Origin of the sequence: Nocardia sp. BMG111209, from assembly GCF_000381925.1 — a bacterium.
In the GTDB taxonomy this organism is placed as follows: Bacteria; Actinomycetota; Actinomycetes; order Mycobacteriales; family Mycobacteriaceae; genus Nocardia.
On record NZ_KB907307.1, the window covers coordinates 4,093,234 to 4,107,530 of the forward strand.

Below are 14,297 nucleotides of genomic sequence, written 5' to 3' on the forward strand. Positions count from 1 at the left end.
TGATTTCACTGCTCGGCGGTGTACTTGAAATCGGCGGAGACGTGGGTCAGCTGGTACCACAGCAGGGCTCCGGTCTCGCGGATGATGCCGTGCAGCTGTGATTCCCGGGTGTAGACGGCCGGTCCGGTGCGGGTCGGCGCGGTCCAGGCGTGCAATCCGGCGTCCCGGGCCATCGTCCGGGTGCGCAGCGAATGCCACGGATCGCTGACCAGCACCACGGTCGACAGGTCGCGGGACTTCATCTCCGCGGCGACCGCCTCGATGCTCTGCAGGGTGTTGGAACCGGTCTGCACGGCCACGATCCGGTCGGTCGGCACCCCGGCATCCGCGAGATAGGCCTTCCCGGCGGCGGCCTCGGTGTAGTTGTCGCCCACCTGTTTCCCGCCGACGGTGATGATCAGGGGCGCAACACCTTTCGAGAACAGCTTGGACGCCTGGTCGAGCCGGGCCTCGAATACCGGTGTGGGAGTGCCGTTGTACTGTGCGGCGCCGAGGATGACGATCGCGTCGGCGTGGTCCTCGTCGATGAGCCGCGCCACCTGCCACACCCGCCCCGCGGTGCCGCCGACCAGCACGACCACCATCAGGACCGCACCGGACACCAGCCGCCCGGTCCAGCGCGCGAAAACCGCTCCGCGCGAACGCCGCTCGATCGGCTCGCCGGGTGCCCGGCGAGTGCGGATACGCGCGGAGGCCGACGACATTCCCCGAGTCTGCCAGCCCTCGGTCACGCGGAGATTGCGGCGCGATGGCTGCGCCGGGCCGGATCTCACCAACCCCGTTGCTGCCATTCGGAAAGGTGTGGCCGTTCCGCGCCGAGTGTGGTGTCCTTGCCGTGACCCGGATACACCCAGGTGTCGTCGGGCAGGCGGTCGAACAGCTTCGTCACCACGCCCTCGTACAGGGTGGCGAACCGTTCGGGATCCTTCCAGGTGTTGCCGACGCCGCCCGGGAACAGGCAGTCGCCGGTGATCAGGTGCGGATGTCCGGCCGGATCATCGGCGTCGCGGTACAGCAGCGCGATCGAGCCGGGCGTGTGCCCGACCAGGTGGATGGCGGTGAGTTCGATGTCGCCGATGCGGATCACCTCGCCGTCGTCGACCCGCACCGCGGTGGGTACCGGGATGTCGTCGGCGTCGAGGGCGCCCGCGTAGGTGGTCGCGCCGGTGGCCTCGACGACCGGCGCCAGCGCCTGCCAGTGGTCGGCGTGCTGATGGGTGGTGAGGACCGCGTCGAGCTGCCCGCCGGTCAGGTTCAGCAGGGTCTCGGGCTCGTTGGCGGCGTCGACGAGAAGCTGTTGTCCGGTGTGCTTGCACCGCAACAGGTATGCGTTGTTGTCGAACGGGCCGACGGCCACCTTGGTGAGGGTGAGCGCGGGTAGTTCACGGACGTCGGCCGGACCGCCGACGGTCACGGTGCCGGTGTACTCGGACATGGCGGTACTCCTCGCGGAATCGGGACGTGCGGTGAAACGTGACGAGCCGGATCGATCCTAGCCATCCGGCATCGACACGGGCACGATCCACGCGGCCACCTGGTCCGGACGGATACATTCGTGCCATGCCGCAGCCGCCGGTTCGACATCTGCGTTCCCTGCTGACCGTGCTGGGAATCCTCGTGATCGTGCTGTGCCCGCCGGGCGCGGCGGGTGCGGAGGATCCGTCCCGGCTGCCGGACTACGTCACCGACACCGCGCAGGCGCTCGACGGTCCGCAGCGCGACGAGGTGCGGTCGGCGATCGACGCGCTCTACGGCGCGCACCGGGAACGACTGTGGGTGAGTTACGTCCACGACTTCGGCGGCCTCGACCCGCAGGAGTGGGGTACCCGCACCGCGGCCGCCTCCGGATTCGGCGACCGCGACGTCCTGTTGTCGGTGGCCACCGGCGACCGCGCGTACTCCTTCACCGGCCGGTTGCCGCAGTCGGTGAAGGAGTCGGAACTGGATGCGCTGCTACAGGATCGGGTGGAACCGCGGCTGCGGAACGGGCAGTGGGCCGAGGCGGCCGTCGAGACCGCCGACGGACTGTCCACGGCGATGGCCGCGCCGGCCGCCCATCGGATCGGCGCGGGCCCGGTGCTGATCGTCGGGGCCGTGGCGGTGCTGGCGGTCGGCGGGGTGCTGCTGATGTCGCGACGCCGGCGGACCGTGCGCGAGCGCGGCGTCCGGGCCGCCGCCCGCGCGGTCGATCCGACCGACACCGCCGCGCTGGCCGCGCTGCGCCCCGATCTGCTCGACGAACGTTCGCGGGAGATCCTGGTCGACACCGACGACGCGCTGCGCACCAGCAGCGACGAGTTACGGCTGGCCACCGACGAATTCGGCAGTACCGCCACCGCACCCTTCGCCGCCGCCCTCGAATCGGCCAAACGGGCTCTGGCGCAGGCATTCTCGATCCGGCAGCGCCTGGACGACGATATTCCGGAGACCCCGGACCAGCAGCGCGACCTGCTGGTGGAGCTGATCTCCACCTGCGCCCGCGCCGACCGCGAACTCGACGCCAAGGTCAGCGAATTCGACACCATGCGCAACCTGCTGATCGACGCCCCCGACCGGCTCGACGCCCTGACCCGCGCGCTGGTGGACCTGACCGCGCGGGTGCCGCAGTCCGAACGCACTCTCGCCCAACTGAATCGGGACCAACCGGCGGCGGCGCTGGCCCCGATCCGGGACAACGTGGCGATGGCCCGGGAGCGGATCGACTTCGCCGAGACCAATATCGGCGCGGGCCGCACGGCGGTCGCGCGGCCGGTCGGGCAGCAGGGCGCCGCGGTGGCCGCGATCCGCAGCGCGGAATCGGCGGTCACGGCGGCGCGCACCCTGCTGGACGCCGTCGACACCGCGGCCACCGATATCGAGCAGGCCCGTGCCGGTCTGCCCGCACTGCTGGCGGAACTGCGGCACGATCTCGACGCCGCCGCCGCGCTGACCCCGCACGGCGGACCGGATCTGGCCGCGGCGGTCACCTCGGCCCGCGCGGCGGTCGCGGCGGCGGCCTCCGACGGCGACAGCAATCCGCTCGGCGTCTTCCACGAGGCCGTGGCCGCCGACACCGCCCTGGAGCACGCGATCGCCACGGCCTCGGACCGCAAACTGGCCGCCGAGCAGTTGCACCGCCGCCTCGATCAGGCGATGACGACGGCCGTCACCCAGGTGCGCACGGCCGCCGACTACATCGGCACCCGGCGCGGCGGTATCGATGCCACCCCGCGCACCCGGCTCGCCGAGGCCGAACGGGCCCTCGACCGGGCACGCGGCCTGGCCGCCGATGATCCGCAGCGGGCCCTGGCCGGCGCGCAGCAGGCCACCGAACTGGCGGCCCGCGCGCTGCGCACCGCCCAAGCGAGCGTGCGGGAATGGCAGGCGCGGCAACCGGTTTCGACCTCGTCGCAGACCGGCGCGGTACTGGGCGGCATCCTCATCGACAGCATGCTGCGCGGCGGATTCGGCGGCACCCGCGGCGGCGGTCCGATGAATCCGGGGTCGTGGGGACCGGGCTCCTACGGCGGTTCGGACGGCTCACGCCGGATCAGCCGGGGCGGACGATTCTGAACCCGCCGTACACGGCAACCGCAGACCCGGGTCGTGTGGCCGGACTCCCACCGGGGTCGACAGCTCCCACCGGATCGACCGGGGCGGACGCTTCCGAACCCGCCGTACGCGGCAATCGCGGGCTTCGGCGCGGCGTGACGGATCCGCCGAGGGCCGGCGATTCGCGGCGGGGGGGCGCGCTGGGCACGGCAGCGCGGTGGGTCAGTTCGCCGGGGGAACGGGGTCGCCGGTGCGGGTGGCCAGCCACTGCTGGATCTCGAGCAGGTTGCCCTCCGGGTCGCGTAGGTAGGCACTGCGGATCCGGTCTCCGAAAGCGACCGGGCCCGTGAGGATTTCGGCGCCCCGGCCGGTGACCTCGGTCAGGTAGCGGTCGAGGTCGTCGACGCGGAGGGCGATCAGCGCGCCGTCGGCGCCGGGCCCGCCGCGCAGTACGCCGCCCAGGGTGGCGTCCAGGTCGGCGCGGTCGTGCAGGGAAAGCGCGCTGCCGTGTTCGGGTTTGAACGCCACGTACGGGGGTGCGACAGTGTCGAATTGGGGTCGCAGGCCGATCACGTCACGGTAGAACGCGGCGGTGCCGGTGAAGTCGGACACGATCAGCCGAATCTGGGTCAGATGCACATCGTGCGAACCTACGCCTACAGCCAGCCCAGGCGTTCGGCGGCACGGACGGCCTCGGCGCGGGTGCGGGTGCCGGTCTTGCCGATCGCCGCCGACAGGTGGTTGCGGACGGTGCCCTCGGACAGGTGCAGTCGCGCGGCGATCGCGGCGGCGGTGGCGCCACCGGCCGCGGCGGCCAGCACCTCGCGCTCCCGCGCGGTCAGCGGAGAGGTTCCGGCGGTGAGGGTTTCGGCGGCCAGCGCCGGATCGACCACGCGCAGGCCGAGGTGTACGCGGCGGACCGCGTCGGCCAATTCCCTTGCGGGCGTGTCTTTCACGATGAAACCGTCGGCGCCGGCGTCGATCGCGCGGCGCAGATAACCGGGGCGGCCGAAGGTGGTGACCATCAGGATCCGCACCCCCGGGAATCCCGCGTGCACCCGCTCGGCGGCCGAGATCCCGTCCAGGCCGGGCATTTCCACGTCGAGCAGGACCACGTCGGGGGTGGTGCGCTCGACGGCGGCGAGCACCTCGTCACCGCGGCCGACCTCCGCGACCACCTCGAGATCCGGTTCCAGTCCGAGCAGCGCCGCCAGCGCGCCGCGCACCAGCGCCTGATCGTCGGCCAGCAGCAACCGGATCATCCGGCATCGGTCCTCTCGTCGGCTGAACGCACCCCCCGGGCACGGCTGCCCCACTCACCGGTGCCGGACGGCCGCGAATCACCGCCGGTGTCCCGCTCGTCGAAGCCGACCGCCAGGTGCAGGCCGCCATCCGGTGGTGTGGTCAGGGCGAAGGTGCCGCCGGCGGCGCGCACCCGTTCGCGCAGGCCACGCAGGCCCGAGCCGAAACTCGCGTCCGGGTCCAAACCCTTTCCGTCATCGACGATTTCGATGTACGACGGCGTCGCTCGCACGCGGCAGTGCCGGGCCCGGCTGTGCCGCACCACATTCGTGACGGCCTCCCGCAGGACCCAGCCGAGCACGATGCCGCGATCGCCGGGAACATCGATATCGGGCAGATCGGCGGTGATGCCCGCGGCATGCAGCGCGGTGCGCGCGTTGGCGAGTTCGCCGGCGAGGCTCACCTCGCGCAGGCCGCCGACGGTCTCGCGGACCCCGGCCAGGGCCTCCCGGGCCAGCCGTTCGACATCGGCCAGCTCGGTCCGGGCGCGTTCCGGATCGATATCCAGTAATCGTTGGGCCAGTTCGGATTTCACGGTGATCACGGTGAGCGAGTGGCCGAGGATGTCGTGCACGTCGCGGGCCACCCGGTTGCGTTCGGCCACGATCGCGAGTTCGGCCTGCTGGCGGCGGGTCAGTTCCCGCAGCCGCCGGCCCCGGGTGCCGATCTCCCGGCCCAGCCAGATGACCGGCGGGATCAGCGCCAGGACCACGGAGGCGCCACCGAACCGCCAGCCCGGTATCAGCGCGAACACGATCACCAGCACGGCCACCAGGCCCGCGACGATCCCGGACTGCCGCAGCGGCAGCACGAAGATCGCGACCACGGCCAGGTACAGCACACTCGGCACCGCCGCCGCACCCAGCAGCACCGATTCGGCGGCGAACAGCACCGCCATCGCCGCCAGCCGGATCCAGGCGCCGCGGCCCGGCGCCGGCGGGTCGAATCCGTCCTCCCAGTCCGGGCCGCGATAGGCGGACAGCGTGGTGGCGATCAGCGTGCCGTAGCCGATCACGCAGGCGCATGCCAGGATCGCGCGCAGGACGTGGCCGTGCACCCAGGCCTGCTGGATCGGCCCGATCAGATAGAGCAGCCAGACGATGGCCATCCCGCCGGCGAGCATGCCGCCGAATCCGGGCCGGCGCGCGGCCGGACCGCCTGCGTTGGCCGAGCGTGCCGCAGCCCGGTCCAGCGCCCGGGACAGCCGGCGCGGCAGGCCGGACGTCGGCGTCCGCACGGCTACCTCCACGCCGCTCGGCCGCGCCGATGGGGCAGCGCGGCGAACCGGTTCCTCATCCTCGCACCGGTTCGCCTGCGCTGCCCACGATCGCGCACGCTACCGCACCGGCCCGCGGGATGCGGACCGGTGCGGGTCGGTGATGGCTCATCGCGCGGTGTCGCGGCGGAACAGCATCGCCGCCCCACCTGCGAATACGCCGGTCCAGACCAGGATGTTGAGCAGCGCCAGCGCGATCGACACCCCACTCGCGTCGGCGAACGGCAGCCGCGCGAGCGTCGCGATGCCGTAGGTGGGGAACACCTTCGACACCGTCGCGAACCAGCCGTGCAGCGGGGTGAACAGCCCGCCGCCGAAGGCCAGGGCCGCCAGCAGCGGGCCGACGATCTGCATCACGTTCTCCGACGGCAGCAGATATCCGACGAACAGGCCGAAGGCGGCGAACACCAGCGAACCCAGCCAGGCCAGGACGAAACACGCCACCCAGGCCGCCACGGGCAACCGCGAGCCGACCAGGCCGCCGGTGACGAACACCGCCGTCACCGAGACCAGCCCGAGGGTCATCGCGACGATCATCTTGGTGGCGATGTAGGCGGCCGGTCGCAGCGGGGTCAGCCGCAGCTGACGGCTCCAGCCGTGTGCGCGTTCCACCGCGACCATGGCGCCGCCGCTGGTGGTGGCGAGCATCGCGCCGTACACGGCCATCGAGACCATGACGTACGCGGTGACGTTGCCCGAGCCGAAAGCCTGTGTCCGGAAATCGGATTGCAGCCCGAAGATGGTGAAGAACAGGGTGGGCATCACCAGGGTGAACACCAGGGTGCGGCGGTTGCGCAGCATGCGGCGCAGTTCCAGGCCCACGAAGGCGGCGCTGACGCCACCGGGACGCAGGCGGGCGGGGCGGCGGGTGTCGAGTGTGGTCATCTCAGTTGTCTCCGGTGAGAGCGAGGAACGCGTCCTCGAGGTTGTGGGCGGTGATCTCCAGGTCGACGGCGTCGGTGCCGGTCAGCAGATAGCGGGCGACGGTGTCGGAGTCCTTGGCGTGCACCAGGATTCGGTCGCCGCGCTGTTCCACCCGGTCGACGCCCGCAATCGCCAGCAGGCGGGCCTGATCGGCGCCGGGCAGGGTGGCGCTGACCGTGCGCCCGGCGGCCAGATTCTTGACCGCGGCCGCACTGCCGTCGGCGACCACGGAACCGTTGCGCACCAGCACGATCCGGTCTGCGTAGGCGTCGGCCTCGTCGAGGTAGTGGGTGGCGAACACGACGGTGCGGCCGTCGCTCGCGTCGCGGCGGATGGCGTTCCAGAAGTCGCGCCGCCCTTCGACATCCATACCGGTGGTGGGTTCGTCGAGTACCAGCAGATCCGGATCGGGCAGCAGGGCCAGGGCGAACCGCAGCCGCTGCCGCTGACCGCCGGAGCATTTGCCGACCAGCCGATCGGCGATATCCGAGATGCCCGCGCGCGTCAGCACTTCTGCGACCGGCCGCGGCGCCGCGTGCAGGGCGGCCACCATCCGCACGGTCTCGGCGACGGTCACGTCCGGCAGCAGGCCGCCGGATTGCAGGACCGCCGAGATCCGGCCCGCCGCAATCGCTTCCGCCGGGGTGCCGCCGAACACCAGGACCTGCCCGGCGTCGGGCCGCAGCAGGCCCAGCAGCATATCGATGGCGGTGGACTTGCCGGCGCCGTTGGGCCCGAGGAAGGCCACGATCTCACCCGGTGCGACGACCAGATCGAGGCCGTCGACGGCGCGGACGAGACCGGTGCGGGTGCGGAACGATTTGGTGAGGCCGCGGATCTCGATGGCCGGTCCCGTGCCGGACCGGTCCGCCGGGCGGGCCGTGATCGATGAGGTCATACCTCCACTGTCGCCCGCCCGGCGCGGCGGTACCTGGTTCGAGCGTCACGAACCTGCCATGACGAGTGTCACGGCGGGGCCGCGGGTCAGGGGCGGAGCACGATCTTGCCCGGGGTGTGGCCGTGTTCCAGATCGCGGTAGGCGTCCCGGACCAGGTCGAGCGGATAGACGGCGACGATGGGGATCTGCAGGGTGCCGGCGGCGACCAGATCGGCCAGGGCCGCGACCACGTCGATGGTGCCGGCGGCGCCGTTGCCGTCGCTGCGGACGTGGTACTTCTCCACGGCGGCGAAATCGGCGATGGTGTCGATGCGTTCCGGTGCGACGCCGAGCCGTACCGCGAGTTCGACGTAGCCGTCGCCGTGGGTGTCGATGAACGCGTCGAGATGCGGGAGCCGTTCGGCGAGGCCGTCACCGTAGGCGACCGGGGTCGCGCCGTACCCGCGCAGCCGGTCGTGGTTGGCGGGCCCGGCGATGGCGATCACCGTCGCACCGCGCTCACGCAGCAGTTGTACCGCGATCGAGCCCACGCCACCGGCCGCGCCGGATACCGCGACCACGTCGCCGGGTCCGGCGGATACCGCCCGTACGGTCGCGAACGCGGTGGTGCCCGCGACGTACAGCGAACCCGCTTCCTCCCAGGACAGCGCGGCCGGCTTCGGTGTGAGCTGTTCGAACGGCACCACGACATGCGTTGCCTGACTTGCCCGTTCGTCGGTGAAGCCGATCACCTCGGCGCCGGGGTCGAGCCCGCCGACCCCCGGGCCGACCGCGGCCACCCGGCCCGCGAAATCGCTGCCCTGCCCGGACGGGAACGTCGCGGGGAAGTAGTCGTGCAGCAGCCCCGCCCGGATCTTGGCCTCACCCGGATTGATCGCGGCCGCCACCACCTCGACGACCACCTGCCCGGGCCCGGGTACCGGATCCGGTACCTCGACGACGTTCAGCACGTCGACATCGCCGTATCGATCGAACCTCACTGCGCGCGCCATGGTTGCACCTCTCGGCTCGGAGGACCTCGTTCACCCGAATCGAACCTACCCGGCCGGTCGGACATTCCCGGGCCGACGCACGCTCGCCGCCGAGCCGGTACTCACCGGCGGGACGCCGTCAGCGACCGGAGCCCATTCCGAACACGTTGTGCTGCTCCATGATCCGAGCCGCCCAGCGCCGGACGCCGGGAATCGGCAGCAGCGGCACCGACAGCACCACGGCCGCCGCCGCCAGCCACGGCAGCAGAATCGCGGCGGTCTCGACGAGGATGTTCAGCAGCACGATCAGCGCGCACGGCAGTGCCAGCAGCCCGGCCAGCACCGCCGGAATCCAGGCGCGATCGTGGATCGCGGTCAGTCCGACCGCGCTGAACACCACCAGTCCGACCATCGCCGCGATCGCCACCGGAAAATCCAGCAGACGCACCATCCGGGTCCGCGTGAGTCCCGCGACCTGCCCCGAATCCACTTATCCCACCTCGATGTCGTCTCGGCCGCGCCCACCCCGAACCTCGCACAGCACCGTCTTCGCGCACACCATACTGGGTGCCCCGGGGATCCGCAGTGCGTTACGGGAAGACCGGTCGGTCGAGCCGATCCGATTCGCTACGGATGTCGCGTTCTCGCGGTGGAGGTTTCGGCCACCCGGGATCGGGGCCCGGAGCGGCGGTTGCCGGAGCGGATGCGCATGTGCACGAAACTTGTTGCCGTACCGTAACTTCGGTCTTCGCGAGCTCAGCCCGCCGCGGACAGGTGCACGGCGGCGCGGCGGGCGGCGATCAGCGTGTGCAGCGCGGCGGTGGCGATCTCGTCGACGGGTGTGACGACGACGAGGCTCTGGCCGGAATCGTCCTGGGCCGCGAAGTTGTCGTAGGCGACGGTCAGCTCGCCGGCCTCGGGGTGCCGGATCGTCTTGGTGCCGTGCGCGCGCTCGCGGACGGTGTGGTCGCCCCACCAGGTGGCGAATTCGGCACTGGCAGCGTTCAATTCGCCGATCAATGCCCGCAGACCCGCATCGGCGGGGTAGCGCGCCAGATTCACGCGGAGGTTGCCGACCGTCTCGCGCGCGATCCGGTCCCAATTCAGATGGGAGCAGCGGACGGCCGGATCCAGGAACAGGGTGCGGGCGGTGTTGGCGGCGAGCCCGGTGCCGAAGCCGGCGCCGAAAAGCGCTGCGGCGGCCTCGTTGTGGGCCAGGACGTCGAACCGATGGTCGACCACGTAACCGGGAAGTGCGACCAATCCTTCCAGGATCACGCGCAGCGACGGGCGCACGGCGGCCGGGGTGCGCACGGGCGGTGGCGCCTCGCCGCGGGCGATCAGATGCAGGTGGGTGCGCTCGACCGGCGACAGTCGCAGCGCGTCGGCGATACCGTCGAGGACCGCCGAGCCGGGTGCGCCGACCCGGCCCTGTTCCAGCCGGATGTACCAGTCGATACTGACCGCCGCGAGTTCGGCCACTTCCTGCCGGCGCAGTCCGGGGGTGCGGCGGCGACCGGCGACCGGCAGCCCGATCTCCTCGGGCCGCACCCGGTTCCGCATGGCACGCAGGAACGAGCCCAGTTCCGTCTCGTGCCCGGCCGCGCTCACCGGACCATCATCTCCCATCCCGATCCGCGCCGGTCGGCCGGGTGGCAGGCGGAATACCAGGATGCACGCACCCTTCCGAGCGGTCCCAGTTGCCGAGACGATCGTTCCATCATCCGAAACGAAGCCCGAGGAGCAGCCGTGCGTCATCCGGCCCCCGTCACCGTCGTCATCGCCTCCGCGGCGATGGCCTTCACCGCCGCCGCGTGCGGGACCGGCGGCACCCCCGCCGCAACGTCCACCGGCACCGCCGCGGCGCCCACCGGCGAGTATGTCAGATCCGCGATACCCTCCGGCGCGGCCACTTTCCGGATCGACAGTCCGGATGTGCGTGACGGACAGAGCTTTCCGGCGGACGAGTACGCCGGCTCGTTCGGTTGCACCGGCGCCGGGCACGCACCCCGGCTGCAATGGAGCGGCGCACCCGCGAGCACCCGCAGCTTCGCGGTGACCATGTTCGACCCGGACGCGCCGACCGGGGGCGGATTCCGGCACTGGCTGGCCTGGGATATTCCGGGCACGGCCGGTTCGTCGCCGGATTCCGTTGCCACGGCGGCGGTTTCGGGGACGAACGATGCCGGTGCGACCGGATATCAGGGTCCGTGCCCGCCGGCCGGCGATCCGGCCCATAAGTACCGGATCACCGTGCTGGCACTGGATGTCCCCACCCTGGGCCTGCCCGCGACCACCCCGCCGGCGCTCGCCGCCTTCTCGATGTACGGCCACATCGTCGGCGCCGCACATCTGACCGTCACCGCCCAGCGGTAGCGAACCGGATCAGAGGGTGACAACCTCGAGGTGCGCCGGGACCCGGAACCGCGCGTTCGGGTCGGCCGCGGCGACGGCCTTGCGCAGCGGCTCCAGTCCCCCGGCGTCCCGGGCGGGTTCACCCAGCGGGTAGTCGAAATCGTCCCAGTGCGTGGGCAATACGAGCCGCGGGTGGTTCAGCACGCGCAGCAGCCGGGCCACGTAGTCGTGCACCCGCGCGCCGCCGGCGGGGAGCAGCAGCACATCGGGGCGCAGTCCGGCCAGTTCCGATTCGATGTAGTTGGAACCACCGAGGTTCAGCACGGCCGACCCGCTCGCGGTCACCTGATAGGCCAGGGTGCCACCCTCCACGAGGTCTGAGATCACCTGTGGCCGTGGTGGTTTCGCCGCCGGATAGCCGGGTCTGGTGCCGGGGTACGGGATCTGGGTGCGCGATCCGACCTCGGAGTGCAGCGAGCGCAGCACCCGGATCGAATATCCGTCGAAGTCCAGTTCCTCCCCGCCGGTGACCAGGGCGAGCTGATTCTCGGGGGCGCCGAGCGCGGCCATCAGGTTCAGATGGGTTTCGGTGCCCAGCACCGTCGCACCGGTGCGCTGGGCCAGATACGGGACGTCGGTGAGGTGGTCGTAGTGCCCGTGGGTCACCAGGATGTGGTCCGCGCGCAGCTGCCCGGAATCCAGGTACGAGTCGATCAAGGCGGTGTCCACCGACAGCGGTGACCGGGGGTCGGCGCCCTGGGGGGTGTAGGTCCCGGTCCGGAACCGGGTCAGCCACGGATCGATCAGCACGGTCCGTGCGCCTGCCCGGATCTCCCAGCCGTTGTTCCCCCACCAGCGCACCGTGGCGCCGGAGGGTGCGGCGGTGGTGGTCGCTGGTCCGGCGGCCGGGCCGCCGGACGCGCACGCGGCGGCCAGAGTGGCCGCCGCCGCGAGCCCGGCGCCCAGCAGCGCGCGCCGGCTCGGGCCCGATCCGGGGAATATCTGCTCTGTCATGGCAGCTACCGAAACACGGCGACGTCCGGGCCGTCCAAGACCGATCCGGCGGCGCGGCGATATCGAAAACGATATCGTCGCAGGGTGGACCCCCTGCGCAAGCTTCGCTACTTCGTCGTGGTCGCCGAGGAACGCCATTTCGGCCGGGCCGCCGAGCGGCTGGGGATCGCGCAGCCGCCGTTGAGCCAGCGGATCCGGGAACTGGAGCGGGATCTCGGCGCGCGGCTGTTCGACCGGGGACGCCGCGGTGTCGAACTCACCGAGGCCGGTCAGATCCTGCTCGCCGAGTCCCGTGATCTGCTGGCCCGCTGGGATCGGGCGAGAACCCTGGTCGGCAAGGCACATCGGGGTGAGATGGACGCGTTGCGGGTGGGTGTGCCACCCGAGGTGCCCGGCCGGGTCCTGGCGGCGCTGCTCACCGGTTTCCGGCAGCGGTATCCGGAGGTGCGGCTGGATCTGCTGGAACTCAGTACCGCCGAACAGGTCCGGCTGCTCGGCGACGGCGAACTCGACGCCGGCCTGCTCCAGCATCCGATCGATGTGATCGGGCTGGAACTGGGTCCGGTGATCGAGACCCCGCTCGGCGTGGTGCTGCCGCGCGACTCGCCGCTGGCCGCCCGGCCGGAGCTCACCCTCGCCGACCTCGCCGGGGAGGGCCTGGTGCTGTTCCCGCGCGCGGCGGCGCCCGGACTGTACGACACCACCCTGCGCACCTGCTGGGAGCACGGCTTCCGGCCGGCCCGGGTGGTCCATGCCCGCAACCCGGAATTCGTTCTGGGGCAAGTGCTCTCGGGCCAGGGTGTGGCCTTCGAACAGGGCACGGTGGCCCGCAAGGAGGCGCGGGCGGTGTGGCGGCCGCTGCACGGCGCCCCGCTGATCCGGCGGATGTCGGCGGCCTGGCCCGCGACGGTACCGCATCCGGCGGTGCGGCGGCTGGCCGAACTGATCGCGGAAGTGCTGGGGGCGGACGGGGTTTCGGAGCTGATGTCGGCTCCGGACGAGCCCCGTCCGTGGAACGCGGTCTTCGGGCGGTCGTGAACGGCGTTCCACAGCTGGACGTGACCGCTCCCGGCCTCGTCGCACAGCCGCACCACCCCCCGCGACCGCACGACATCGGCTGTCCCGGCCGCACCGCACCTCGTCATCGGTTCGCCGCGGCGAGGCCGTGGCGCAACTGCTCCACCGCCTCGTACGCCGCCGCGCCGATCGCCCGATCCACATGCGGCAGACGCTGTTCCAGGGTTTCGGCCCGAGTGAACACCGCCACCGCATACCGGCCGCCGTCGGGATATTCGACCACGCCGATCTCGTGCCGCAGTCCGGGCAGGGTGCCGGTCTTGCCCCACACCGCGACCGCGGGCGGGAAGGCCGCCGCGAGCCGATACCAGTTGACCTGCAAGCTCATCAGACCGCGCAGCCAACGGCAGACCTCCGGTGGCCCGGCCTCGTCGTGCGCGATCGCCGCGAGTAGCCGGGTCATCTCCCGCGGCGTACTCGCACTGGTACGCAACGGATCCAGCGCGCGCAGCCGGAAGACTTCCGCGGCGGACAGTTGCGGAAAGCGCCGGGCGAACTCGGCGGCATCGGCGGCGCCGAGATCCTCCGCCATGGTGTGCACGAGATCTCGTGGGGCGCCGACGATCCGGGTCCGGTGCAGGCCCAGCTCCCGTAACAGCGAGCGGACATTGTCCACGCCGACCCGGTCGAACAGCAGATCCGCGGCGGTGTTGTCGCTGACCGACAACGCGAGGTAGGCGGCATCACGCAGGCTCAGCTCCACGTCGTCGGCGCAGCCGGCCAGCCCGGTGCCGCCGAGGCGGGTGGCCGCGACCGCGCGGACCCGGTCGGCCGGGTCGAGTTGCCCTGCCGCCGCCTGCCGCCCGAACTCCAGTACCAACGGCACCTTGACGATCGAGGCGAGGACCACGGGATCGTCCGCGCCCCAGTCGATCTCGGCGCCGGTGCCGAGACAGCGGGCGTGCAGCCGGCCGTGCACCCCCGCTTGCTCGAAAACCGTTGTCATGCC

Annotated in this window: 15 protein-coding genes; 3 read left to right on the top strand and 12 right to left on the bottom strand. The window is 71.7% G+C overall.

All coding sequences use genetic code 11. The annotated features are described in order from the left end of the window. Positions 1–5 precede the first annotated feature (5 nt). Both G361_RS0118850 and G361_RS0118855 read right to left on the bottom strand, forming a co-directional pair. Complete coding sequence (locus G361_RS0118850; protein ID WP_019928661.1) at positions 6–704, bottom strand: ElyC/SanA/YdcF family protein; 699 nt, start codon at positions 702–704, stop codon at positions 6–8. Positions 705–769: 65 nt separating this feature from the next. Beyond that, the gene (locus tag G361_RS0118855; protein WP_019928662.1) at positions 770–1,435 is read right to left on the bottom strand and encodes an MBL fold metallo-hydrolase; all 666 of its coding nucleotides are present in this window, start codon (positions 1,433–1,435) and stop codon (positions 770–772) included. Between the two features lie 125 nt (positions 1,436–1,560). Here G361_RS0118855 and G361_RS0118860 point away from each other — a divergent pair, with 125 nt between their 5' ends. After that, on the top strand, positions 1,561–3,552 hold the full coding sequence (locus G361_RS0118860; protein ID WP_019928663.1) for a TPM domain-containing protein: 1,992 nt from the start codon (positions 1,561–1,563) through the stop codon (positions 3,550–3,552). 201 nt (positions 3,553–3,753) lie between these two features. Here the strand turns inward: G361_RS0118860 and G361_RS0118865 are convergent, their stop codons facing one another. The 8 genes from G361_RS0118865 to G361_RS0118900 form a co-directional block, all read right to left on the bottom strand. Continuing rightward, a complete protein-coding gene (locus G361_RS0118865) occupies positions 3,754–4,170 on the bottom strand; it encodes a VOC family protein (protein WP_019928664.1) in 417 nt (138 codons plus the stop codon). A gap of 17 nt (positions 4,171–4,187) precedes the next feature. Then, positions 4,188–4,793: a response regulator transcription factor gene (locus tag G361_RS0118870; protein WP_019928665.1), complete on the bottom strand. Its 606-nt coding sequence runs from the start codon at positions 4,791–4,793 to the stop codon at positions 4,188–4,190. After that, complete coding sequence (locus G361_RS0118875) at positions 4,790–6,070, bottom strand: sensor histidine kinase (protein ID WP_231386917.1); 1,281 nt, start codon at positions 6,068–6,070, stop codon at positions 4,790–4,792. The genes G361_RS0118870 and G361_RS0118875 overlap by 4 nt, the downstream gene beginning before the upstream one ends. A 147-nt stretch (positions 6,071–6,217) precedes the next feature. After that, complete coding sequence (locus tag G361_RS0118880) at positions 6,218–6,994, bottom strand: ABC transporter permease (RefSeq protein ID WP_019928667.1); 777 nt, start codon at positions 6,992–6,994, stop codon at positions 6,218–6,220. Position 6,995: 1 nt separating this feature from the next. Beyond that, positions 6,996–7,931: an ABC transporter ATP-binding protein gene (locus G361_RS0118885; RefSeq protein WP_019928668.1), complete on the bottom strand. Its 936-nt coding sequence runs from the start codon at positions 7,929–7,931 to the stop codon at positions 6,996–6,998. Between the two features lie 86 nt (positions 7,932–8,017). Then, entirely contained in the window at positions 8,018–8,923 is a 906-nt protein-coding gene (locus G361_RS0118890; RefSeq protein WP_019928669.1) for an NADP-dependent oxidoreductase, read from the bottom strand. Positions 8,924–9,041: 118 nt separating this feature from the next. Beyond that, positions 9,042–9,392 carry a hypothetical protein gene (locus tag G361_RS0118895; protein ID WP_019928670.1) on the bottom strand — a complete coding sequence of 117 codons (351 nt, stop codon included), beginning with the start codon at positions 9,390–9,392 and terminating at the stop codon, positions 9,042–9,044. A 266-nt stretch (positions 9,393–9,658) separates the two neighbouring features. Then, positions 9,659–10,513 carry a helix-turn-helix transcriptional regulator gene (locus G361_RS0118900; protein WP_019928671.1) on the bottom strand — a complete coding sequence of 285 codons (855 nt, stop codon included), beginning with the start codon at positions 10,511–10,513 and terminating at the stop codon, positions 9,659–9,661. 138 nt (positions 10,514–10,651) lie between these two features. Here G361_RS0118900 and G361_RS0118905 point away from each other — a divergent pair, with 138 nt between their 5' ends. Next, positions 10,652–11,278, top strand: a complete 627-nt coding sequence (locus tag G361_RS0118905; protein WP_019928672.1) for a YbhB/YbcL family Raf kinase inhibitor-like protein — start codon at positions 10,652–10,654, stop codon at positions 11,276–11,278. A 9-nt stretch (positions 11,279–11,287) separates the two neighbouring features. Here the strand turns inward: G361_RS0118905 and G361_RS0118910 are convergent, their stop codons facing one another. Further along, on the bottom strand, positions 11,288–12,271 hold the full coding sequence (locus G361_RS0118910; RefSeq protein ID WP_019928673.1) for an MBL fold metallo-hydrolase: 984 nt from the start codon (positions 12,269–12,271) through the stop codon (positions 11,288–11,290). An 84-nt stretch (positions 12,272–12,355) separates the two neighbouring features. Here G361_RS0118910 and G361_RS0118915 point away from each other — a divergent pair, with 84 nt between their 5' ends. Then, positions 12,356–13,309 carry a LysR family transcriptional regulator gene (locus G361_RS0118915; RefSeq protein ID WP_019928674.1) on the top strand — a complete coding sequence of 318 codons (954 nt, stop codon included), beginning with the start codon at positions 12,356–12,358 and terminating at the stop codon, positions 13,307–13,309. A 103-nt stretch (positions 13,310–13,412) separates the two neighbouring features. Here the strand turns inward: G361_RS0118915 and G361_RS0118920 are convergent, their stop codons facing one another. Further along, positions 13,413–14,294 (bottom strand): serine hydrolase, encoded by an 882-nt coding sequence (locus G361_RS0118920; protein WP_026343217.1) that lies wholly within the window; start codon positions 14,292–14,294, stop codon positions 13,413–13,415. Positions 14,295–14,297: the final 3 nt, after the last annotated feature.

What these genes read in the sequence shown, in the direction of transcription:
- G361_RS0118850 (WP_019928661.1), bottom strand. Translation starts at nt 704, where the DNA reads ATGTCGTCGGCCTCCGCGCGTATCCGCACTCGCCGGGCACCCGGCGAG.
- G361_RS0118870 (WP_019928665.1), bottom strand. Translation starts at nt 4,793, where the DNA reads ATGATCCGGTTGCTGCTGGCCGACGATCAGGCGCTGGTGCGCGGCGCG.
- G361_RS0118885 (WP_019928668.1), bottom strand. Translation starts at nt 7,931, where the DNA reads ATGACCTCATCGATCACGGCCCGCCCGGCGGACCGGTCCGGCACGGGA.
- G361_RS0118920 (WP_026343217.1), bottom strand. Translation starts at nt 14,294, where the DNA reads ATGACAACGGTTTTCGAGCAAGCGGGGGTGCACGGCCGGCTGCACGCC.
- G361_RS0118880 (WP_019928667.1), bottom strand. Translation starts at nt 6,994, where the DNA reads ATGACCACACTCGACACCCGCCGCCCCGCCCGCCTGCGTCCCGGTGGC.
- G361_RS0118860 (WP_019928663.1), top strand. Translation starts at nt 1,561, where the DNA reads ATGCCGCAGCCGCCGGTTCGACATCTGCGTTCCCTGCTGACCGTGCTG.
- G361_RS0118910 (WP_019928673.1), bottom strand. Translation starts at nt 12,271, where the DNA reads ATGACAGAGCAGATATTCCCCGGATCGGGCCCGAGCCGGCGCGCGCTG.
- G361_RS0118855 (WP_019928662.1), bottom strand. Translation starts at nt 1,435, where the DNA reads ATGTCCGAGTACACCGGCACCGTGACCGTCGGCGGTCCGGCCGACGTC.
- G361_RS0118890 (WP_019928669.1), bottom strand. Translation starts at nt 8,923, where the DNA reads ATGGCGCGCGCAGTGAGGTTCGATCGATACGGCGATGTCGACGTGCTG.